Below are 21647 nucleotides of genomic sequence, written 5' to 3' on the forward strand. Positions count from 1 at the left end.
AGCCCACAACTTCCCACGTTATCCCACGAAAACCCATTGTTTCCCGACGCTCGTTGAGTTACCAACAACGGGTAGCGCGGGGCTGACCCCAATCGAGTTGAAGCAGACGCGGGTGCAACGGTGCGCCCGTGAACGGAGAGGCTTTGCGCTGCGGAACGGGGAGTGTTTTTCGTGGCGCTGGAGCATCTGTTTCAAGGCAGTGCGCTCAACGCGGTGGATGCGAAGGGTCGCGTCTCCGTGCCCGCCTTTCTGCGCTCCGTCATCGAGCGGCGCGGCGACGCCAAGACCATCGTCCTCGCCAAGCACGAGAACTTTCCGGCACTCAGCGCCTATGACCCCGCCTACGCGGCGCTGAAGCATGCCAAGCTCGAGCGCCTGCTCGAGAAAGAGGAAACCAACCCGGACGCGCAGCTTGAGTATCAGCAGCGCAACCTGATGGCCTTCGCCGCTACCGAAGAAACGCCATACGATAGTTCGGGCCGAATCCTGTTTCCGCCGATGATGCGCCGCAAGGGCCAGATCGAGGATCTCGCGCTTTTCCTCGGCACCGGTGAAACCTTTCAGATCTGGAACCCGCGCTTGTTCCTCGCCGAGGCGGGCATTCCGGAAGACCTGAAGGACATCGCCCGTTTCCGGCTCGAGGAAAGGGGAGTGAGCCTGTGACCGGCGCCGCGCCCCACGTTCCGGTCCTTATCGACGAAGTGATCGCCGCGCTGGCAATCGGTGGCGGCGAGACACTGGCCGACGGCACCTTCGGTGCCGGCGGCTACACGCGCGCCATGCTTTCTGCGGGGGCGGGACGAGTGATCGGATTCGACCGCGATCCGGATGCGATCGCAGAAGGATCCGCACTCGTCCCGGACGCGCGCCTGACCCTGATCGAAGATCGCTTCAGCCAGATGGACCGGGTTCTCGCCGATCGCGGCATCGGACCTGTCGACGGTATCGCACTTGATATCGGCGTCTCCTCCATGCAGCTCGATCGGGCCGATCGCGGCTTTTCCTTTCAGAAGGACGGCCCACTGGACATGCGGATGAGCCAGTCGGGCCTCAGCGCCGCCGAGCTCCTGAACGAAGCGGATGAGGCGGAGATCGCCCGAATCCTGCGCGACTATGGCGAGGAGCCGCGCGCACGCACGGTTGCCCGCGCGATCGTTCGTGAGCGGCCGATCACCCGCACCGCGGAACTTGCCGCGATCGTCCGCAAGGCCCTGGGCTTCCGGCCAGGCCAGAAGAGCGATCCCGCGACCCGCACGTTCCAGGCAATCCGAATCCACCTCAATGCCGAGCTGGAAGAGCTGGAGCAGGGGCTCGCCGCCGCCGAGCGGGCGCTGAAGCCCGGTGGCCGTCTTGCTGTCGTTACTTTTCACAGCCTCGAAGACCGTATCGTGAAGCGCTTCTTTCGCGAGCGAAGCGGAGGGACGCCTTCCGGTTCGCGCCACCGACCCGTGCTGACCGGCGGGCCCGAACCTTCGTTCGAGCGCGTCGCAAAGCCGGTGTCCCCGTCGGTGGCCGAACTGGAAGGCAACCCGCGCGCCCGCTCGGCCCGGCTCCGAAGCGCCGTTCGTACCTCAGCCCCAGCCTGGACCGGAGGAGTCCAATGAGCGCCAGCAGTTTCCGTGGTGTCTTCATGGTCGCAACATGCGCCGGTGCAGCGCTCAGCTGCTACCTGGTGTCGCTCCGCGTCGCGTCCGAGCGGACGGCCCTGGAAGATGTCGAGACCAAGATCGTCCTGGCGCAGCGCGACATTCGCCTGCTCCAGACGGAGATCGGTACGCGCGGTCGACTGGCGCAGCTGGAGCGCTGGAACGTCAAGGTGATGGCTCTGTCGGCACCGACGGCCGATCAGTTCCTGAAGGGTGGTTTCGAACTCGCCAAGCTGACGACTCCGGAACACAAGCCGGCAGTCGAAGCGCCGGTGCTGCTGGCTTCCGCCCCCGCACCGGTGGAGGAAGAGCCGGCGGCACCTCAGCGGTCGGTTGCACCTGCGCAATTGCTGCATGAAGCAAGCCTCAAGACCTCGGGGCCGAGCCTGGCGACCGAGCTGCAGAAGGCGCAGCCGGTCCGCAAGCCTGCACCCGTCAAGGTTGAAGCCAAGCCAACGGTCGCAGCCAAGGCGGCGCCGAAGACTACGGAGGCCAAGGCCAAGCCTGTCGCCACCGCAACGGCGAAGCCCTCGGTCAAGCCGACGGCAGCCTCCCCCAAGGCCGCGACGCCGGCCGGTAAGCAGCCGCGCACGGCGGCCCGAGACCCGCTGGCTCCCTTGCCCGAGAAGAAGGTCAAGGTGGCGGCCGCTACACCGAAGTCCACCAAGGCGCCGGCCAAGAAACAATGAACGCGATCAGCCCCGCCCTCGTCGCCCCCCGGCCCGAGCGGCTCCGACTGGTCGGGCAACGCCGGCAGATTCTTGCCGTCATGCACCAGCGCCTGATGATCGGCATGCTGGTCTACGGCGGGATTATCGCCCTGATCGTTCTCCGGCTTCTCTATCTCGCTGCGTTCGGCGAGCATGCCGGGCGAAAGATGGGCGTGACCAGCCTCGTTCCCGATCGTGCCGACATCGTCGACCGCGACGGCTACCCGCTGGCACGGACTATCGACGCCTGGATCGTCGGCATTCATCCCGCCAAGATTCTCGGCAACAAGCTGGAGCTGGCCCGGTCGCTGGCGCAGCTGATGCCCGAGCATGACGAAGCGCATTATTACGGCCTGCTGCGATCGACCAAAAGGTTCGTCTACCTTCGCCGCCGTGCCTCGCCGGCTTTGGTCGAGGCGGTCAACGCCCTTGGCGAGCCTGGCCTTGCGATCCAGCGTGAACCCGACCGCCTCTATCCGCAAACCAGCCTGGCCGCGCATGTGATCGGCTACACCGACGTCGACGGCCAAGGCGTCGCCGGTGTCGAGCGCTCCTTCGAAGCGCAGCTGTCGGATCCTGCGACCCGGGACAAGCCGTTGGTCCTGTCCATCTCCAGCCGGTTCCAGCAGGCACTCGAGCATGAATTGCTTGCCGCCATGCAGGAATTCTCCGCGGTCGGCGCAGCGGGCATCATCATGGATATCCATACCAGCGAAGTGCTGGCCATGACCTCCTTGCCGCAGCTCAACCCCAATGCGGCAGGGCAGGGGAGCGAGCAGGCGCGCTTCAACCGCGTGACCTCGGGCGTTTATGAACTGGGCTCCACCTTCAAGCCGTTCACCGTCGCCATGGCGATGGATGCCGGCGTCGTGAAGTCGATGGGGCAGATGTACAATTGCTCCAACGGTCTGAAGGTCGGCCGCTTCACCATCACCGACACCCACCCCTTCAACCGGCCCTGTTCGGTGGCCGAGATCATGAAGGAAAGCTCCAACATCGGCACCGCGCAGATCGCGATGCAGATGGGCGGCGTTAAGCAGCGCGAGTTCCTCAAGAAGATGGGATTCCTCGACCGCCTCGAACTGGAACTGCCGGAGCGCAGCCGCACCCTCTTCCCGAAGGATTGGGGCGACGCCGCCACCATGACCGTCGGCTTCGGCCACGGCATCGCGGTCACGCCCATGCATCTCGCAACCGGCTATGCGACCCTGTTCAACGGAGGCATCTATCGTCCGGCAACGCTCCTCAAGGTAGATCGCAATCATGCCGTTCCGAAGGGACGCAGGGTCTTCAGCGAGGACACCAGTTACAAGATGCGCGCGCTGCTACGCCTGGTGGTGACGGAAGGTACCGGCAAGAAGGCCGATGCCCCCGGCTACCGCGTCGGCGGGAAGACAGGCTCTGCCGAGAAATATGAGAACCGCTCACTTCTCGTCACCAGCTTCGCGGGCGTTTTCCCGATGGACGAACCTCGCTATGTGATCGTCGCGATGCTCGATGAACCCAAGGCCACCGCCAAGACCTACGGCTTCCGCACCGCCGGATGGAACGTCGCGCCGGTGATCGGCCGCACCGTCAGCCGGATTGCGCCGATGCTCGGCGTCCGCCCAGACAAGGCCCGCGAGCCAAATCTCGCTGAGGTCCTCCCCTACGTCCGTAAAGAAGAGCATTAAGGCGTGCGGCTTCGCGAGTTGGCGGGGATCGATAGCGATTCCGAAGTCACCGGTTTCGCCATCGACCATCGAAAGATCGCACCCGGCTTTCTGTTCGGCGCCTTCAAAGGCTCGACCTCCAACGGGGAAGACTTCATCGCTGACGCCGTGAAGCACGGGGCGGTAGCGGTGGTTGCTGGGCCCGATGCCAAGGTCGATGGCGTGCCGCACCTGTCGGCCGATGAACCCCGCCGTCTTTTCGCCGATCTCGCGGCGCGCTTCCATGCGCCCTATCCGGAGGTTGCGGTTGCGGTCACCGGTACCAATGGCAAGACCTCGACCGTGGAGCTGACCCGCCAGATGTGGCGCATGGGCGGGCACCGGTCCGCCTCGATCGGCACGCTGGGCGTCACCACGCATGACGACCAGGTAAAGACCGGGCTCACGTCGCCCGACATCGTGACCTTCCTCAACAACATGGCCGGCCTCAAGAAGATGGGCATCAGCCATGTCGCCTTCGAAGCCTCTTCGCACGGGCTGGATCAGTTCCGGTCGGAAGGCGTGCCGATCAAGGCCGCCGCCTTCACCAACTTCAGCCGCGACCATCTCGACTATCACGGCACGATGGAGGCCTATTTCGACGCCAAGATGCGGCTGTTCGACGAGGTCTTGCCGGAAGGCGGCTCAGCCGTTGTGTGGACCGGCGATCCCAAATCCGGTGAGGTCATCGAGCGGGTCAAGCGCCGCGGACTGGCGTTGCTGACCGTTGGTCCGGGCGGCGACACGATCGACCTGATTGAGCAAACGCCGACTCCACTCGGCCAGGTGCTCATCATCCAGCATGGCGGCAAGAAGCACCGCATCGCCCTGCCGTTGATCGGCGCCTATCAGGCCGCGAATGTGCTGATCGCTGCCGGTTTGGTGCTCGCCACCGAAGGGTCGCCCGAGCAGGTTATCTCGGCCATGTCGCGCGTCGCACCGGTTCGGGGACGCCTGGAGCGCGCGGTCATCACGCGGGCCGGTGCGCCCGTCTATGTCGATTATGCCCATACGCCGGACGCGATCGAGGCGGCGATTGCCGCATTGCGCCCGCATGTGCACGGCAAGTTGATCACCGTGTTCGGCGCCGGTGGCGACCGCGACAAGGGCAAACGGCCGGAGATGGGCGCCGTGGCGAGCCGCTTGTCCGACGTCGTGATCGTCACCGACGACAATCCGCGTACCGAGGATCCTGCAGCAATCCGCGCCGAGATCATGGCCGGTGCCCCGGGTGCGCGCGAGATCGGCGGACGTCGGGAGGCGATTGCGGAAGCGGTGAAGATGGCCGGAAACGGTGACATCGTCCTTCTTGCCGGCAAGGGGCACGAAACGGGCCAGATCGTCGGCACGCGCGTGCTGCCGTTCGACGATGTTCTGGTGGCGCGGGAATGCGCCGCATGAGCCCGCTGTGGACCAGCGCCGAGATTGAGGACGCGACCGGGGGAACCGCCGGTGGGACCTTCGACGTCACCGGAGTCACCTTCGACAGCCGCGAGGTAGGGCCGGGCGACCTCTTCGTCGCCATGCCCGGCACCGCGTTCGACGGGCACGACTTCGTCGCCAAGGCCTTTGCAGCAGGTGCCGCCGGCGCTCTCGTGTCCCGGCCGGTCGACGGCCCGCACGTGCTGGTTGCCGACGTGCCTGCGGCGCTTGAGGCACTTGGACGCGCCGCCCGTTCGCGAACGGCGGCGACCGTGATTGGCGTCACGGGCTCGGTCGGCAAGACCAGCACCAAGGAAGCCCTTTTCGCCGCGCTCGACCGCTGCGCGCCGGGCAAGGTCCACCGTTCGGTGAAGAGCTACAACAATCACACGGGCGTGCCGCTCAGCCTTGCACGAATGCCGCGCGATTCCGAATTCGCTGTGCTCGAAATGGGCATGAACCATGCCGGCGAGATCGCGGCGCTGACCCGGATGGTCCGCCCGCACGTGGCTCTGATCACCGCCATTGCGCCCGCGCACATCGAGAACCTGGGCTCCGAAGAGGCTATCGCCGATGCCAAGGCCGAAATCTTCGAAGGTCTGGAAGCTGACGGCGTCGCCATCATCCCTCACGGCACGCCCCATCGCGACCGTCTGATCCGGGCTGCCCAAGGCCATGCCGATCGCATCGTCACCTTCGGGCGCGGCGATGCGGACGTTCATGCGGTCCATGCGGTGACCGAGGGCAGCGGCAGCCTGATCACTGCCGAACTGCTCGACCGCGCACTGACCTTCAACATCTCGCAACGCGGCGAGCATTGGGTGTCCAACGCGCTCGGCGTGCTGGCGGCGGTGGAAGCGGTGGGCGCCGATGTTGCGCTTGCCGGGCTGGCGCTTGCCGACATGGGTGGGCTGAAGGGCCGCGGTGCGCGCCATACCATTCCGATCGAAGGCGGCGAGCTGCTGCTAATCGACGAAAGCTACAACGCCAACCCCGCGTCCATGGCGGCTACTCTCAAGAGCCTCGGGCAGGAACCGGGCGTGGTGCGCCGGATCGCCGTGCTTGGCCCAATGCGGGAGCTTGGCGCCCATGAGGCTGCGCTTCATGCCGGATTGGCCGAACCGGTGCGTGCGGCAAAGGTCGACCACCTGATCCTGATCGGTGAGGAAATGGCTCCCCTGGCGGAAGCAGCCGGCGGCGCTATCGCTGTTGATCGCGTTCCCGACGTCGACGGCGCCACTGACCGGTTGCTCGGCATCGCCCAGCCGGGCGACGCGGTGTTGGTCAAGGCATCCAATTCGGTCGGGCTTGCGAAATTGGTCGACCGCGTTGTGAAGGGCGCGCCATGCTTTACCTGATCGCGGAGCAGCTGGGCTTTCCCGGCGTCCTCAACCTCATTCGGTACATCAGCTTCCGCGCTGGCGGTGCCAGCGCGACCGCCCTGCTGATCGGCCTGATCATGGGGCCCAAGTTCATCAGCTGGCTTCGCGTGCGACAGGGCAAGGGGCAGCCGATCCGCGAGGACGGGCCGCAGAGCCACTTAGCCAAGCGTGGCACGCCGACCATGGGCGGCCTGCTGATCCTCATTTCAATGTCCGTGTCGGTGCTGCTGTGGATGGACCTCAGCAGCCCCTACGTCTGGGCCTGCCTGCTGGTGATCGGCGGCTTCGGGCTGATCGGGTTCATGGACGATTACGACAAGGTCAAGAAGGCGCACCATGCCGGTCTGTCCGGCAAGATGCGGCTGCTGCTGGAGTTTGCGGTGGCGGGCATCGCCACCTGGCTGATCGTCGGCGTTGGCCGGCTCGACTGGGCGATCTGGGAGACGGGCAACACCAACCTCTATCTCCCCTTCATTCAGGGGCCCGTGCTCAACCTCGGCTGGCTGTACATCGTCTTCGGCGCCTTCGTGATCGTCGCCTTCGGCAATGCGGTGAACCTGACCGACGGGCTCGACGGGCTGGCAACCATGCCGGTGATCATTGCCGCCATCGCCTTCCTGCTGATTGCCTATCTGGTCGGCAATGCGCGCTTTGCCGATTATCTCGGCATTCCCCACATCGACCGGGTCGGCGACCTTACCGTGCTGCTGCTTGCGCTGGTCGGAGCTTGCCTTGCCTTCCTATGGTTCAATGCACCACCTGCGGCAGTCTTCATGGGCGACACGGGCAGCCTGGCACTTGGCGGCGCATTGGGTGCGGTGGCGGTAGCCTGTCATCATGAATTCGTGCTGGCGATCGTCGGCGGCGTATTCGTGGTCGAGGCTTTGTCCGTCGTCATCCAGGTCTTTTTCTTCAAGCGGACGGGCAAGCGCGTCTTCCGGATGGCGCCGATCCACCATCATTTCGAACATCTCGGCTGGTCGGAGCCGACGGTGGTGATCCGCTTCTGGATCATCAGCTTCGTGCTGGCGCTCGCGGGCCTCAGCACCCTGAAGCTGCGGTGATCACGGCACGGGCGTTCGCCGGCAAGCATTACGCGGTTTACGGGCTTGCGCGGTCTGGACTGGCGACCGTCCAGGCGCTGCTTGCGAGCGGTGCAAAGGTTACCGCTTGGGACGGCAAGGAAGAGGCGCGGGCGAAGGCACCCGTCGGAACCCAAATTGCCGACTTGGACGAAACCGAGCTTACCCAGTTCGACTCCCTCGTCGTCACGCCCGGCCTGCCGATAAACCGTCACCCGATTGCCGCCCGTGCCCGCGAGGCGAACCTCGAAATCATCGGCGACATCGAGCTGTTCGCCCGCGCTCGGCCGGAATTGCCGTCGCACAAGGTGGTCGGCATCACTGGCACCAATGGCAAGTCGACCACCACCGCGCTGGTCCACCACATCCTCAAAACCGCAGGCGTACCGACGACCATGGGCGGCAACATCGGCCTGCCGATCCTCTCGCAGGATCCGCTGCCGGAAGGCGGGGTCTATGTCCTGGAACTGTCGAGCTACCAGATCGACTTGACGCAGAGCCTCGACTGCGACGTCGCCGTGCTGCTTAACATCACGCCGGACCATCTGGATCGGTACGAGAGCTTCGAGGCTTATGCACGGTCCAAGGCGCGACTGTTCGACATGCAGATCGATCCGCATCATCGCGCGATCATCGTCGATGAGGATGAGGCGACCCGGGAGATTGCCGAGAGGGTCGGCAGAATGCCGCAACATTCAGTTACCGCTCGATCTTGCGACATCGACGATCAGGGTTTTGGCGAAGAGCTTTCACCTAGCCTGGCAGGCCCGCACAACCGACAAAATGCGTCCGCAGCTTGGTGGGCCCTCGGCACTTTGTTCGACAGCGACGCAGCACTGGTCGGGGGCTTCAAAACTTACCCCGGTCTGCCTCACCGGATGGAACGTATTCGCGAACGTAACGACGTCCTCTTCGTCAACGACAGCAAAGCGACCAATGCCGAGGCCGCCGCGCCCGCGCTTGCCGCTTACCCGCGCATTCGCTGGATCGTCGGCGGGCAGGCGAAGGCGAAAACGCTGGGCGATACGGAGCGCCACCTCGACCATGTCGTTCAGGCCTACACCATCGGCGAGGCCGGCCCCATGTTCGCGCGCTTGCTTCGGGACAAGGGGGTGGCCGTCACCACAAGCGAAACGCTTGAAAATGCGGTGAATCAGGCCGCGAGGGATTCACAGGCAGGCGATGTTGTTCTACTCTCGCCAGCCTGCGCGTCGTTCGATCAGTTCCGGGACTTCGAGGCGCGCGGGGACAGGTTCCGGGAGCTTGTGGGGGCTTTATGAAAAACGCACTTTCCGGCAAGCTCAAGGCCGCGGCGCCTTTCGCCGACTCAAATCGCTACGGCCGATCCGACACGTCGGCGGTGGGCCGCTGGTTTTGGGAAATCGACAAGGTCCTGCTGCTGCTGGTCAGCGTCCTCATCGGCATCGGCCTGATCGCCGTCGCGGCCGCGTCGCCAGCATCGGCCGAGCGCTACTCGGGCGGCTCCGTCCAATTCTCGGGCCTCCACTATTTCTACCGTCAGATCGTATGGATCGCGATCGGCATCCCGGTAATGATCGGCATCTCGATGATGCCGCGGGAGCGGGCTCGGCGGCTGTCGCTGTTCGGTGCCGCCTTCTTCTTCGTCATGCTGATCTTCGTTCCGGTCCTTGGGCCGGAAGTGAACGGCGCCCGCCGCTGGATCAATTTCGGCCTTGGCCAGGTGCAGCCGTCCGAATTCCTGAAGCCCTTCTTCGTCGTCGCCATGGCCTGGCTTCTGAGCCTTCGTGAAACCGACAAGTCGCTTCCCGTCTTTACCTTGTCGGCGGGCCTGACGGGTGTGGTCGCGGTGCTGCTGATGGCACAGCCGGACTTCGGTTCCACGATCATCTTCGGTGCGGTCTGGATCGCCATGCTCGCGCTCGCCGGCGTCAACATGCGCATCCTCATTGGGCTGGGCGTCGCCGCAATCGTCGGCGTCATTCTTGCCTACTTCTTCTATGACGTGGCGACGACCCGCATCGACGGCTTCCTCTATGGGGAGGGCGACAATTTCCAGGTCCAGAATGCAATGCGGACGCTGACCGCCGGCGGCCTGTTCGGCATGGGCCCCGGGGCCGGCACCCGCAAGTTCGGCTTGCCGGAAGCACATACCGACTATATCTTCTCCGTGATCGGCGAGGAATTCGGCCTGATCGCCTGCCTCGCCATTGCGCTGCTGTACTGCACCATTATCGCCCGAGTGCTGATCAAGCTGCTCGACGAGGACAACAGCTTCGCCATTCTCGCGGCGGCCGGCCTTGCGATCCAGTTCGGGTTGCAGGCGCTGATCAACATGGCGGTGAACGTCCAGATCGCGCCGTCCAAGGGCATGACCCTGCCGTTCATCAGCTATGGCGGCTCGTCCATGCTGGCGCTGTCGATCGGCATGGGATTGTTGCTCGCCTTCACCCGCCGAAATCCCTATCTGACCCGCTCACCCTACGTCGTGAAATGGAGCGGGGAGTCGCTGACCGCATGAACTTCACCTTGGCTGCCGGCGGCACCGGCGGGCATATGGTTCCGGCCCATGCGCTTGCCGCCGAGCTCAAGGCGCGGGGGCATGGCGTGATGCTGATCACCGACGCGCGCGGGGCCCGCTTTCCCGGCTTGTTCGACGGTGTTCCCGTGCACATCCTTCCGGCGGGCCGGCTGGGCGGCGGACCGATTGGCATGCTGAAGGCGGTCGGCTCCGTTCTGAAGGGTCGCGCCGAGGCGAAGAATCTCTATCGCGAACACAAGCCCGACGCCGTTGTGGGCTTCGGCGGCTATCCCGCGTTTCCGTCACTGCTGGCGGCGAGCGCTCGGCGGATCCCGACGGTGCTGCACGAACAGAACGCGGTGCTCGGTCGCGTGAACCGCTTGCTCGCGCGGGAGGCGGACGCGATTGCCACCGCCTTTTCAGAAATCGGACGGCTCAAATCCGCGTACCAGGACAAGACGGTGCTGGTCGGCAATCCCGTCCGCGACGAGATCGTGAAGCTCGGCGAGCTGCCATTTCCTGCGTTTGACGACACCGCGCCGCTCAAGATCCTCGTCACTGGCGGCAGCCAGGGCGCGACGATCCTCAGCCAAGTCGTTCCGGACGGCCTCGGCATGCTTGAGCCCTCGCTTCGCCGCCGTCTTCAGGTGGTGCAGCAGTGCCGGCCTGACGATCTCGATTCAGTGCGCGAACGCTACAAGCAGCTGGAAATCCCGGCCGAGGTGCTGACCTACATCGAGGACATGGCGGGCCGCCTGCGCGACGCGCATCTGTTTATCGGCCGTGCCGGAGCGTCGACCGTTGCGGAGCTGAGCGCCGCCGGCCGCCCGGCGATCCTCGTGCCGTTCGGCGCCGCCACGGACGACCACCAGACCTTCAACGCCCGGGAGATCACCCAGGCGGGTGGCGCACGCACCATACAGCAGAGCGACTTCACGCCCGACGTGCTGGCGCGGCAGGTGGAAGCAATCGCGCTCGATCCCGACGCGCTGGCGAATGCCGCGTCGCGGGCACTCTCCGTCGGCCGTCCGCACGCCGCCAGCGATCTCGCCGACCTCGTCGAACGCATCGGCAAAGGCATTGCCCCGATCATCGTCGGTCCGGTCAGTGAACCGGTTGCGGCGCCTGCCTTCGCTGCGCAGGGAGTGCCGGCATGAAGGCGTTGGGCACGGACATCGGCACCATCCATTTCGTGGGGATCGGCGGCATCGGCATGTCCGGTATCGCCGAAGTTATGCACCACCTGGGCTACAAGGTGCAGGGTTCGGACGTTTCCGAAAGCTATGTCGTCGAGGGACTTCGTAAGGCCGGGATCCCGGTGATGATCGGCCACAAGGCCGAGAATCTTCAGGACGCCGCAGTGGTCGTCTGCTCGACCGCGATCAAGAACGGCAATCCGGAGATCGAGGCTGCTGCCGAGCGCCGCCTGCCGCGCGTTCGCCGCGCCGAGATGCTGGCCGAGCTGATGCGCATGCAAAGCACCGTGGCGGTGGCGGGCACGCACGGCAAGACGACCACCACGTCGATGATCGCCGCCATGCTGGATGCCGGCGGGCTCGACCCAACGGTGATCAACGGCGGGATCATCAACCGCTACGGCTCCAACGCCCGGCTCGGCAAAAGCGACTGGATGGTGGTGGAAGCCGACGAGAGCGACGGCAGCTTTCTGCGCCTCGATGGCACCATCGCGGTCGTAACCAATATCGATCCCGAACATCTCGAACATTACGGCAGCTTCGACCGGGTCAAGGATGCCTTCGTCGAGTTCATTGAGAATGTGCCTTTCTACGGTCTCGCGGTGCTGTGCGTGGACCATCCGGAAGTTCAAAACATCCTGTCGCGCATCCGGGACCGGCGCGTGGTTACCTATGGCTTTTCGGCACTTGCCGACCTTCGGGCCGACAATGTCTCGGCGGCTGACGGCGTAAGCCGCTTCGACGCGGTGATCCTGGAAAAAGATGGGTCGAGGCGGACGATCCCAGACATCGCCGTTCCGATGCCGGGGCGGCACAATGTCCAGAATGCGCTTGCCGCGATCGCGGTCGGTCTTGAACTCGGCATGAGCGACGAGGCCATCGTTCGCGGGTTTGAGCGGTTTGAGGGTGTCAAGCGGCGCTTCACCCGCGTCGGCGACGTTGATGGCGCCATTATCATCGACGATTATGCGCATCATCCGGTTGAGATACGCGCGGTGCTGTCTGCTGCCCGGGAGTCGGCACGGGAGCGGGTAATCGCCGTGGTGCAGCCTCACCGCTACACCCGCTTGCAGAGCCTGATGGACGACTTCCAGAACGCCTTCAATGACGCCGACATCGTCTATGTCGCGCCGGTCTACGCCGCGGGTGAGGAGCCGATCGAAGGCATCGATGCGTCAGCGCTCGCCGAAGGGTTGCGCGCGCGTGGGCACCGAATGGTGAAGGCGGTCACCGATGCGGGCGATCTCGCGCTGCAGCTTCGGGACGTCGCGGCGGAAGGCGACATGATCATCTGCATGGGCGCCGGCGACATCACTAAGTGGGCGGCAGGTCTGGCGGGCGGAATCAAGCAGGCGAGGGCGGCCAAATGAGCGCGGTCGCGACGATGCCTCAGGTTCGCGGCAAGCTGACCCCGAACGCGCCATTGGCGCCTCTGGTCTGGTTCAAGAGCGGCGGGACCTCGGAATGGCTGTTCGAACCCGCCGACGCGGACGATCTGTCGGACTTCCTGCGTGAACTCGACCCTGCCGCGCCGGTGATGGCGCTTGGGCTAGGCTCCAACATGATCGTGCGCGACGGCGGCGTGCCGGGCGTGACCGTCCGCCTCGGCAAGACGTTCGCCAAGGTGGAAGCGACGGGCGACCTGACGCTGCGATGCGGCGGCGGCGCCAGCGGAATCCTCGTCTCCTCTACCGCGCGGGACGCGGGGATCGCCGGCATCGAGTTTCTCCGCTCCATCCCTGGAACCGTCGGCGGCTTCGTCCGGATGAACGGCGGTGCATATGGCCGCGAGACCTGCGACATTCTGGTCGATTGCGAGGTGGTGTTGCGCTCCGGCGAGCGGCGGACCTTCACCGCCGACGAGCTTGGCTACACCTATCGCCACAGCGCGTTGCCCGATCAGGCGATCGTCGTTTCCGCCAGCTTCCGCGGCATGCCCGGCGATCCTGCCGCCATTCAGGCCGAAATGGACCGCATCGCCCAGGCGCGCGAGGAATCGCAGCCGCTCCGTTCGAAGACCGGCGGCTCGACCTTCAAGAACCCGCTGCCGCACAAAGCGTGGCAGGTCATCGACGCCGCCGGTTGCCGGGGACTCACTCGGGGCGACGCGCAAGTGTCGGAAAAGCATTGCAACTTCCTGCTCAACCTCGGTAGCGCGACGAGCGCCGACATCGAGGCGCTTGGCGAGGACGTCCGCGCCCGCGTGAAGGCGCACAGCGGCATCAATCTCGAATGGGAAATTCAGCGGGTCGGCCGAGCATGAACAAGGACCTCCACATTGTCGTGCTGATGGGCGGTTGGTCCAGCGAACGCGAAGTGTCGCTGACCAGCGGCCGCGGAGTCGCCGCTGCGCTTCGGGAGCGGGGCTGGAGCAACGTTACCGAGCTCGATATGGAGCGCGACGTTGCGGCCCGTTTGGCGGAGCTGAAGCCCGACGTCGTCTTCAACGCGCTTCACGGCACGCCGGGGGAGGACGGCACCGTGCAGGGCCTGCTCGACCTGATGGGCATTCCCTACACGCACAGCGGCGTGACGACCTCCGCCGTCGCCATCGACAAGGAGCTCACCAAGGCCGTGCTGGTCCCCGGCGGCGTCCGCATGCCCGCTGGCAAGGTCGTGGATAGCGAGAGCCTGTACGAGGGCGATCCCATCGCCCGGCCCTACGTCGTGAAGCCGGTCAACGAAGGCTCGTCGGTGGGGGTCGCGATCGTCACTGAAGAGGGCAATTACGGAAGTCCCATCGGGCGGCACGTGGAAGGGCCCTGGAAGCATTTCGACCGCCTTCTTGCCGAGCCCTTCATCAAGGGACGTGAGCTGACCGTCGCGGTGCTCGGCGATGAGCCGCTCGCGGTGACAGAGCTCAAGCCCAAGGCGGGCTTCTACGACTTCGATGCCAAATATACCGATGGGATGACCGAGCACGTCTGCCCCGCCGAGGTTCCGGGCGACATTGCCAAGTCGATGATGGACATGGCGGTCCAGGCCCATCGCCTGCTCGGCTGCGAAGGCGCCTCCCGTTCCGATTTCCGCTGGGACGATGAGCAGGGCGAAGCGGGCGTCTACTTGCTGGAGGTCAACACCCAGCCCGGCATGACGCCGCTCAGCCTGGTACCGGAACAGGCCAGGTTCCGCGGCATCAGCTATGGGGAGCTGGTGGAACGCCTGATCGCGGAGGCGCTGCGGTGAGCGCGGCGCATGTTCGCCGAGGCGGCGCTGCCCGCACCAAGGCGCGCAAGCCGGCTGTTCAGGTGCCGAAGAAGATCGCAAAGAAGTTGCCGGTCGATCAGGCCCGGGCCAACAAGCTTGCGGGTCTCGCGTTCAGCCTCTTCATCGCGGCGATCGGCATCGTCGCGCTGGTCGCGTTGGACATCCCGTCCAAAGCGGCAACCTCCGCTGGTGCCGCCATCGGCCGCGCCGGTTTCGCGGTGGGTGGCTACCAGATCGTCGGGCTGAAAAAGATGGACCGCGCCCGCGTCGATGCGGTGGTCAGCGAAGAATTGCAGAAAGCGGCCGAGCGCAGCGGGTCGGACAAGCCTGCACAGTTGCTCGTCGACGTGTCGGCCATTCGCAATCGCCTGCTTCAATATGGATGGATTCAGGACGCCCGGGTGTCGCGGCGGCTTCCCAATTCGCTGGTGGTCGACATCGTCGAGCGCAAGCCTGCGGCTCTGTGGCAGGACAAGGAGCAATTGGCGCTCGTCGATGCCGACGGCGTGGTTCTGGACCGCGTGCCGATCACCCAGATGCCGGACCTGCCGTTGCTGATCGGGCCCGGCGCGAACCGTCAGGCACGCAAGCTCGATCAGTTGATGCGCACCGCGCCGACTTTGCAGCCACAACTGGCCTCGGCACAGTGGGTCGGTCAGCGGCGCTGGGACCTCCTGTTCCAGTCGGGCGAGACCGTCTCACTTCCCGAAGGCGAGCCGGCGGCGCGGGCGGCGCTGGTCAAGTTCGCCAATATGGACAAGTCAGCCGGTCTGCTTGGGCGCGGCCTTGTCCGCATCGATCTTCGCCTCCCCGGCAAGATGATCGTGCGCTTGCCCAAGGTGCCGGAACCCGCTGGAACCGAAGTCGCGCAGGATAGCTAGACCCAAGTGGCCGCCCCCTCCGACCAGAAGCTGATCGCCGCTCTCGATATTGGCTCGTCGAAAGTGAGCGCGCTGATCGTGACTCCGGAAGAGGACGGCCGTCTTCGCGTGCTCGGGACCGGCCAGCGGGAAAGCCGCGGGGTGAAGCGCGGCTTCATCACCGATATGCAGGCGAGCGAGCATGCTGTTCGCGAGGCGGTCGAGCTTGCCGAGCGTATGTCGGCGGTCACCGTCGAGGACGTGTGGGCTAGCTTCGGCGCCGGCGGGCTCGTCAGCGACATCGCCAATGTCGAAGTGGAACTCGGCGGCCATCAGGTCGAGCAGGCGGACATCGACGAGCTGCTGTCGGCCGGCAAGGGCGCCATCGACCAGAACGGCCAGGTCGTGCTCCACGCACACCCGGCGCTGTACACCATCGACCGCGCGCAGGGCGTGCAGCAGCCGATCGGCCTCTTCGCCCACCGCCTGGGCGTCGACATCCACGTGATTGCCGCCGACCCGGCACCGCTCCGCAATATCGACTATGTCATCCGTTCCGCCCACCTGGGCGTCGCCGCCGTGGTTGCGTCGCCGGTTGCGGCAGCGCTGGCCTGCCTCAGCGAGGAGGAGCGCGAGCTCGGCGTTGCGCTGGTCGAGTTGGGCGCGGAGGTCACCAACGTCTCTGTCCACTACGGCGGCATGCTCGTCGGGCTCCGATCGATCGCGATCGGGGCGCGCGACATCACCAACGACATCGCCGGCACCTTCGGTGTACAGCGCCGCGATGCCGAGCGGCTGAAATGCTTCTACGGCTCGGCCATGACCAGTCCGCGCGACAATCATGAGATGATCGAAGCCAATCAGATGGGCGTCGAGCCGGGCGCGGAGCCGACGCGCATCACCCGCGCCCAGCTGATGATGGTCATCCGTCAGCGGGTCGAGGAACTGACCAACGAGATTGACTCGTCGCTGAAGGCGCTGGGCTTCACCGGACCGGTCGGTCGACAGGTGGTGCTGACGGGCGGCGGTGCGGAACTCAAGAATATCGCCGATTACATGCAAGGCGTGCTCGGCCGCGCGGTGCGGGTAGGCCGGCCCAAGACCCTGATGGGCATGCCGGAGGCCCACAGCGGCCCGGCATTTTCTACGCTTGTCGGCCTTGCGATGCTCGCATCATCGGGACGAGGCGACCTCCGCGACATCGCGGTCCGCAACGTCTCGGAGCGGAAGGTAAGCAAAGGCGTCGTCGGCAAGCTGATCGCCGCCATGCGTGGCAATTTCTGATCGGCTCCCGGCTGACTCATTCCGGCACATGTGCATCCAAGTTTTTTGGGGATCGTTAACTTTTTCGCTTGGCTTCCGAGTCGGGTTGATTCATTGATTCTTCTTGACGGTTCAACATGTTGTTGAGGGGGAGATTGGGATGAGCATCGACTTCATTCGGCCGACGGTCGACGAGCTTCGCCCGCGGATCAGCGTCATCGGCGTGGGCGGTGCCGGTGGAAACGCCATTGCCAACATGATCGCTGCCGATGTGCAGGGTGTCGACTTCATCGTCGCCAACACGGACGCGCAGGCGCTCAACGCGTCCGCTGCCGACTCCCGCATCCAGCTCGGCCTCAAGATCACCCAGGGCCTCGGCGCCGGCTCGCGGCCCGAAATCGGCCGCGCTGCCGCCGAAGAGACGATCGAGGAAATCGACCGCGCCCTCGACGGCGCGCACATGTGCTTCATCGCGGCCGGCATGGGCGGCGGCACCGGCACCGGCGCTGCCCCGGTGATCGCAAAGGCTGCTCGCGACAAGGGCATCCTGACCGTTGGCGTGGTGACCAAGCCGTTCGCGTTCGAAGGCTCGCGCCGCACCCGCTCGGCCGACTCCGGCATTTCCGAGCTTCAGCAGCATGTCGACACGCTGATCGTCATCCCTAACCAGAACCTGTTCCGCCTCGCCAATTCGGAAACGACCTTCAAGGAAGCGTTCGAAATGGCCGACGAGGTGCTCCAGCAAGGTGTTCGCGGAATTACCGACCTGATGGTCATGCCGGGCCTAATCAACCTCGACTTCGCCGACGTCCGGTCGGTGATGGGGAGATGGGCAAGGCGATGATGGGCACCGGGGAGGCGTCGGGCGACAATCGCGCGATCGAGGCCGCCGAAAAGGCAATTTCCAACCCGCTTCTCGACGGCGTCAGCATGAAGGGCGCCAAGGGCGTCATCATCTCCATCACCGGTGGCGAGGACATGCGCCTGATGGAGGTCGACGAGGCGGCCAGCCATATCAAGGAACTGGTCGACCCCGACGCCAACATCATCTGGGGTTCGGCGTTCAACAACGATCTCGACGGCAAGATCCGCGTCTCGGTCGTCGCGACCGGCATCGAGGCGGAAGCCGCGCAGCAGCCGCAACCGGCCGGCAAGGTCTTCACCTTCCCGAACTCGCGCAGCAGCGTCGCAGCGACGCCGAAGGCCGCGCCGGCACCGGTTGCCGCCCCGACCACGCCCGCCCCGCAGGATCTGGCTTCGGACAACGACATGCTGGAGCTCGGTCAGGACGACGAACTCGTTCTCGACAGCGACGATATTCTGACCAGCCCGGTCGCACCTGCACCGATCGCTCCGCCGAGCGACGATGAGTTCAACACGGCGGCGCAGCCGCAGGCCGCGGCACCGCGCGAGACCGGCACCTTGTTCGAGCGTATGTCGAACATCGCCCGCGGCGCGGCGCAGGCGAAGGTCGATGAGGACAGCGGCACGGTCCGCCGCGATCCGCTCGACATCCCGCGGTTCCTCAACCGTCAGAACAATCAGTAAGCATCGGAAGGCCGTGCAGCCCGTCTTGTCGACGGCGCTGCACGGCCCGCCGTTCCACCACTGGCGATAAAGGCTAGCGCAAGCTCTGCTGCGCCATGCCGAATCCCATGGTTCCACCTCCGCAAAATCGAACGCGCATCGCCGCGCTGATCCTCAGTTGCGTCGGATTGGTGCTGGCCGCGACGTCCGTGGCGGCGCTGTCGCAGGCGCCGCTTTCGGGGGCCGCAGTGGGCCCGGAAAGCGCATCTGACGCGCTGGCCCGCTACCTGCGCGTGCTTGCCGGCACGCCGCGCGATTTCCAGGCGCTGATCGGGGCAGGCCGCGCCGCGCTTGAGCTTGGCGACACGCAAGCCGCGGCCGGATTTTTCGGCCGGGCCGACGAGGTTTGGCCCACCAGTCCTTTGCCGCAGATCGGAATGGGCGCGGCGACGGCGCTGGACGACGATCCGCAAGGCGCACTTGCCTACTTCCAGCGCGCCGAGCGGCTAGGGGCGCGGCCCGTCACGATGGGGGCGGATCGCGGCCTTGCCTACGACCTGCTCGGCCGCCATGCGGAGGCTCAGGCCGATTACCGTGCAGCGTTGGCGGGCGCATCGGCGGACGAGGCGCGGCGACGCCTCGCGCTCAGCCTCGCCATCACCCGCGACAAGGCAGGCGCGCTGGAGGCTTTGGGACCGCTCCTCGCCCGCCGTGACACAGGCGCTATCCGCGCTCGGGCGCTGGTGCTTGCACTGACCGGCGACCAGACGGGGGCACGGCAAGCGATCGAGTGGAGCATGCCGGGCGGCTGGAGCCAGATGGCGCCGTTCCTGAGCCGCTTGAATTCATTAAGTTCCGCCCAGCAGGCGGCGGCTGTGCACCTCGGCGTGTTTCCTGGCAGCGGCCAGCCCGCAAGTGGCGGGCCGCTGATCGCGGGAACCGATCGCAACCGGCTCGCCGACATTGACGCTTTGCTGCGCGGCGCTCAGCCGCCGAGCACCTCGACAACTCAGTCGCCGGTTGCTTCCGTTCCGACGACATCGCCTCCCGTCGCCCCGACGGTCGCGGCCACGTCGCCGGTAACCGCCGGGACAGCGGTCCGACCGGCATCGCCAGGTACGCCGCAGCCCCGGCGCTTCTGGGTGCAGCTTGCAAGCGGCCCAAACCCGCAGGCGCTTCCCGAACTCTTCCGGCGCTCTCAACTTCGAAGCCGCGAGCTGCTGGATGGAAAGACCGGCTATGTCGCTGACGATGAAGGCCGCGCCCGGCTTCTGGTCGGGCCGTTCCGCAATGCACAGGATGCGCGGATTTTCGCCGAGGACCTTGCGGTCGACGGGGTTCGCGCGTTTAGCTGGGTCAGTTCCGAAGGCCAGGTCATCAGGAAAATTACCACCGAATGACATTGCTTCGCCACCTTGCCGCCGAACCATCACGGTCTCGCGGCAGGGCTTACCCGGAGGACGACTCCGGCCCGCGGGGTCCGCGCGACGCCTTCCAGCGAGATCGTGACCGGATCATCCACTCGGTTGCCTTTCGGCGCCTTCGCCACAAGACCCAGGTGTTCGTCGCACCCGACGGAGACCACTACCGAGTCCGCCTGACGCACAGCATCGAAGTCGCGCAGATCGGCCGAACCATTGCCCGGGCGCTCGGCCTCAACGAGGACCTCACCGAAGCTCTGTGCCTGGCCCATGATCTCGGCCACCCGCCCTTCGGTCACGCTGGGGAGGATGCGTTGACGGAGGCGCTCGCCGACGTCGGTGGTTTCGATCACAACGCTCATAGCATTCGGTTGGTGACCAGGCTCGAGACGCCTTACCCGACGTTCGACGGACTGAACCTCAGTTGGGAGGCGCTTGAAGGTCTTGCCAAGCACAACGGGCCGGTCGTTGACCCGGGCTGGGCAATGCGCGAGGCCGACCGGGCGTTCGATCTGGAGCTCGAGACCTGGCCCAGCCTTGAAGCGCAGGTCGCCGCGATCGCCGACGACATCGCTTATGACAATCACGACATCGACGACGGGCTGCGCGCGGGCATCCTGGACGTGGAGGCGCTTGCCGAGTTGCCGTTCGTCGCTGCGCACTGGAACGACATCGCCTCGCGCCATCCGGGGCTTTCGCTTGAACGACGGCAGCGAGCGCTGGTACGCGATCAGATCGGGACCATGGTCGGCGACGTTCTGGACGAGACGCGCCGACGCGTGCGGGACAGCGGAGTGGGATCGCTCGACGAGGTTCGCGCGGCAAAACGTTCGCTCGTCGGCTTCTCTACCGACCTTGCAAGCCAGGAACGGTCGCTGAAGACCTATCTTTACCGCAACCTATACAATGCCGCGGTTCTGCAGCCGGTCCGTTGTGAGGCGCAGCGAGTCGTGGGCAACCTTGCCCGCGTCTATAGCAAGGACTCGTCTCTTCTTCCGGAGAATTGGCAATGCCCGGACGACCCGGTGGCCGCAGGTCGTCAGGTCGGCGACTTCATCGCAGGGATGACCGACCCCTTCGCCATTGCCCGCCATCGGGAACTGGTCGGGCCGGTCGAACTGCCCGACCGTTTTTGACCCGGCTAGCGGACTGTCGGCTGAAACGCGGCGGCGTCGGCCTTCATTTTGTCGAGGGCCGCATTGCCGTCGCGGCTTGCCACATCGCACGGCTTGCCGACCACCGCCTGTTCAAAGGCAGTGCGCCGGTCATAGGCAAACCACAACTTCTCGGCCGCCTGTGCCTCGGTCAGCGCCAGATATTTCGTCCATTCGGCGGCATCGGCGGGCTTGAGCGACGCAGGATTGAAGCGCGGCAGGTCAGCCGAAGCGGAGAAGTTGATGGCGGCCGAAGTGGCAGTGCACTCGGTTCCCTTTTTCAGCTGAGTCATCCGCGGGTTGGTCTTCCAGTCGGTGGTCGCGCCAAGCAATGCTTGTTGCGCGGGTGTCAGCGGCTTCTTCTTGGCAAGCGCCTTGGTGATGTCCTTGAGATCCTTTTCGGAAATATCGTGGTAGGTAATCTTGATACCGGGGAGGTCCCGAAGCGACCGGCCGGGCGCAGTCAAGGGAGCAGAAGGAACGGCAGCGGGTGAAGGGGTGGCCTGAACCGCGGCAAGCAGGACGGCGAAGCTAGTCAGCATAAGAATCATCTCTCCAGTTTGCTCGGCTTCTAACCGGCTCGCAC

18 protein-coding genes and 1 pseudogene are annotated in these 21647 nt (G+C 65.4%); 18 read left to right on the forward strand and 1 reads right to left on the reverse strand.

All coding sequences use genetic code 11. The annotated features are described in order from the left end of the window. Positions 1-162 precede the first annotated feature (162 nt). The 18 genes and pseudogenes from G7077_RS10220 to G7077_RS10305 all read left to right on the forward strand — a co-directional run bounded on the left by G7077_RS10220 (position 163) and on the right by G7077_RS10305 (position 21043). Positions 163-663, forward strand: coding sequence for a division/cell wall cluster transcriptional repressor MraZ (locus G7077_RS10220; RefSeq protein WP_206367624.1), 501 nt, complete (start codon positions 163-165; stop codon positions 661-663). After that, entirely contained in the window at positions 660-1604 is a 945-nt protein-coding gene (gene rsmH, locus G7077_RS10225; protein ID WP_166411609.1) for a 16S rRNA (cytosine(1402)-N(4))-methyltransferase RsmH, read from the forward strand. The genes G7077_RS10220 and rsmH overlap by 4 nt, the downstream gene beginning before the upstream one ends. Then, positions 1601-2335 carry a hypothetical protein gene (locus G7077_RS10230; protein ID WP_166411610.1) on the forward strand — a complete coding sequence of 245 codons (735 nt, stop codon included), beginning with the start codon at positions 1601-1603 and terminating at the stop codon, positions 2333-2335. The genes rsmH and G7077_RS10230 overlap by 4 nt, the downstream gene beginning before the upstream one ends. Continuing rightward, complete coding sequence (locus tag G7077_RS10235; RefSeq protein ID WP_166411611.1) at positions 2332-4029, forward strand: peptidoglycan D,D-transpeptidase FtsI family protein; 1698 nt, start codon at positions 2332-2334, stop codon at positions 4027-4029. Before G7077_RS10230 ends, G7077_RS10235 begins: the two co-directional genes overlap by 4 nt. Positions 4030-4032: 3 nt before the next feature. Further along, on the forward strand, positions 4033-5448 hold the full coding sequence (locus tag G7077_RS10240; RefSeq protein WP_166411612.1) for a UDP-N-acetylmuramoyl-L-alanyl-D-glutamate--2,6-diaminopimelate ligase: 1416 nt from the start codon (positions 4033-4035) through the stop codon (positions 5446-5448). After that, positions 5445-6827: a UDP-N-acetylmuramoyl-tripeptide--D-alanyl-D-alanine ligase gene (locus G7077_RS10245; protein ID WP_166411613.1), complete on the forward strand. Its 1383-nt coding sequence runs from the start codon at positions 5445-5447 to the stop codon at positions 6825-6827. Before G7077_RS10240 ends, G7077_RS10245 begins: the two co-directional genes overlap by 4 nt. Beyond that, positions 6815-7915, forward strand: coding sequence for a phospho-N-acetylmuramoyl-pentapeptide-transferase (mraY, locus tag G7077_RS10250; protein ID WP_166411614.1), 1101 nt, complete (start codon positions 6815-6817; stop codon positions 7913-7915). The genes G7077_RS10245 and mraY overlap by 13 nt, the downstream gene beginning before the upstream one ends. After that, the gene (gene murD, locus G7077_RS10255; protein WP_166411615.1) at positions 7912-9213 is read left to right on the forward strand and encodes a UDP-N-acetylmuramoyl-L-alanine--D-glutamate ligase; all 1302 of its coding nucleotides are present in this window, start codon (positions 7912-7914) and stop codon (positions 9211-9213) included. Before mraY ends, murD begins: the two co-directional genes overlap by 4 nt. After that, a complete protein-coding gene (locus G7077_RS10260; RefSeq protein WP_166411616.1) occupies positions 9210-10433 on the forward strand; it encodes an FtsW/RodA/SpoVE family cell cycle protein in 1224 nt (407 codons plus the stop codon). The genes murD and G7077_RS10260 overlap by 4 nt, the downstream gene beginning before the upstream one ends. Further along, entirely contained in the window at positions 10430-11590 is a 1161-nt protein-coding gene (gene murG / locus G7077_RS10265) for an undecaprenyldiphospho-muramoylpentapeptide beta-N-acetylglucosaminyltransferase (protein WP_246167147.1), read from the forward strand. Before G7077_RS10260 ends, murG begins: the two co-directional genes overlap by 4 nt. Beyond that, on the forward strand, positions 11587-12999 hold the full coding sequence (gene murC, locus G7077_RS10270) for a UDP-N-acetylmuramate--L-alanine ligase (protein ID WP_166411618.1): 1413 nt from the start codon (positions 11587-11589) through the stop codon (positions 12997-12999). The genes murG and murC overlap by 4 nt, the downstream gene beginning before the upstream one ends. Continuing rightward, a complete protein-coding gene (gene murB / locus G7077_RS10275; protein WP_166411619.1) occupies positions 12996-13892 on the forward strand; it encodes a UDP-N-acetylmuramate dehydrogenase in 897 nt (298 codons plus the stop codon). Before murC ends, murB begins: the two co-directional genes overlap by 4 nt. Next, complete coding sequence (locus tag G7077_RS10280; RefSeq protein ID WP_166411620.1) at positions 13889-14815, forward strand: D-alanine--D-alanine ligase; 927 nt, start codon at positions 13889-13891, stop codon at positions 14813-14815. The genes murB and G7077_RS10280 overlap by 4 nt, the downstream gene beginning before the upstream one ends. Then, complete coding sequence (locus tag G7077_RS10285) at positions 14812-15717, forward strand: cell division protein FtsQ/DivIB (RefSeq protein WP_166411621.1); 906 nt, start codon at positions 14812-14814, stop codon at positions 15715-15717. The genes G7077_RS10280 and G7077_RS10285 overlap by 4 nt, the downstream gene beginning before the upstream one ends. A 6-nt stretch (positions 15718-15723) precedes the next feature. Next, positions 15724-16980, forward strand: a complete 1257-nt coding sequence (gene ftsA / locus G7077_RS10290) for a cell division protein FtsA (RefSeq protein WP_166411622.1) — start codon at positions 15724-15726, stop codon at positions 16978-16980. Positions 16981-17119: 139 nt separating this feature from the next. Further along, positions 17120-18507: pseudogene (gene ftsZ, locus G7077_RS10295) on the forward strand (cell division protein FtsZ). Positions 18508-18614: 107 nt separating this feature from the next. Beyond that, the gene (locus G7077_RS10300) at positions 18615-19886 is read left to right on the forward strand and encodes an SPOR domain-containing protein (RefSeq protein ID WP_166411623.1); all 1272 of its coding nucleotides are present in this window, start codon (positions 18615-18617) and stop codon (positions 19884-19886) included. After that, on the forward strand, positions 19883-21043 hold the full coding sequence (locus G7077_RS10305) for a deoxyguanosinetriphosphate triphosphohydrolase (protein WP_166411624.1): 1161 nt from the start codon (positions 19883-19885) through the stop codon (positions 21041-21043). The genes G7077_RS10300 and G7077_RS10305 overlap by 4 nt, the downstream gene beginning before the upstream one ends. Before the next feature lie 5 nt (positions 21044-21048). On the opposite strand, the gene G7077_RS10310 is transcribed toward G7077_RS10305, so the two are convergent. After that, entirely contained in the window at positions 21049-21603 is a 555-nt protein-coding gene (locus G7077_RS10310; protein ID WP_166411625.1) for a DUF922 domain-containing protein, read from the reverse strand. Positions 21604-21647 lie beyond the last annotated feature (44 nt).

Source organism: Sphingomonas piscis, assembly GCF_011300455.1.
Classification (GTDB): domain Bacteria; phylum Pseudomonadota; class Alphaproteobacteria; order Sphingomonadales; family Sphingomonadaceae; genus Sphingomicrobium; species Sphingomicrobium piscis.

Bases quoted from the DNA above. Each gene is read 5' to 3' on its own strand.
- murG (WP_246167147.1), top strand. From the start codon at position 10,430: ATGAACTTCACCTTGGCTGCCGGCGGCACCGGCGGGCATATGGTTCCG.
- murB (WP_166411619.1), top strand. From the start codon at position 12,996: ATGAGCGCGGTCGCGACGATGCCTCAGGTTCGCGGCAAGCTGACCCCG.
- G7077_RS10310 (WP_166411625.1), bottom strand. From the start codon at position 21,603: ATGCTGACTAGCTTCGCCGTCCTGCTTGCCGCGGTTCAGGCCACCCCT.
- G7077_RS10235 (WP_166411611.1), top strand. From the start codon at position 2,332: ATGAACGCGATCAGCCCCGCCCTCGTCGCCCCCCGGCCCGAGCGGCTC.
- G7077_RS10245 (WP_166411613.1), top strand. From the start codon at position 5,445: ATGAGCCCGCTGTGGACCAGCGCCGAGATTGAGGACGCGACCGGGGGA.
- G7077_RS10280 (WP_166411620.1), top strand. From the start codon at position 13,889: ATGAACAAGGACCTCCACATTGTCGTGCTGATGGGCGGTTGGTCCAGC.
- G7077_RS10230 (WP_166411610.1), top strand. From the start codon at position 1,601: ATGAGCGCCAGCAGTTTCCGTGGTGTCTTCATGGTCGCAACATGCGCC.
- G7077_RS10305 (WP_166411624.1), top strand. From the start codon at position 19,883: ATGACATTGCTTCGCCACCTTGCCGCCGAACCATCACGGTCTCGCGGC.
- murC (WP_166411618.1), top strand. From the start codon at position 11,587: ATGAAGGCGTTGGGCACGGACATCGGCACCATCCATTTCGTGGGGATC.
- G7077_RS10260 (WP_166411616.1), top strand. From the start codon at position 9,210: ATGAAAAACGCACTTTCCGGCAAGCTCAAGGCCGCGGCGCCTTTCGCC.
- mraY (WP_166411614.1), top strand. From the start codon at position 6,815: ATGCTTTACCTGATCGCGGAGCAGCTGGGCTTTCCCGGCGTCCTCAAC.
- G7077_RS10300 (WP_166411623.1), top strand. From the start codon at position 18,615: ATGGTTCCACCTCCGCAAAATCGAACGCGCATCGCCGCGCTGATCCTC.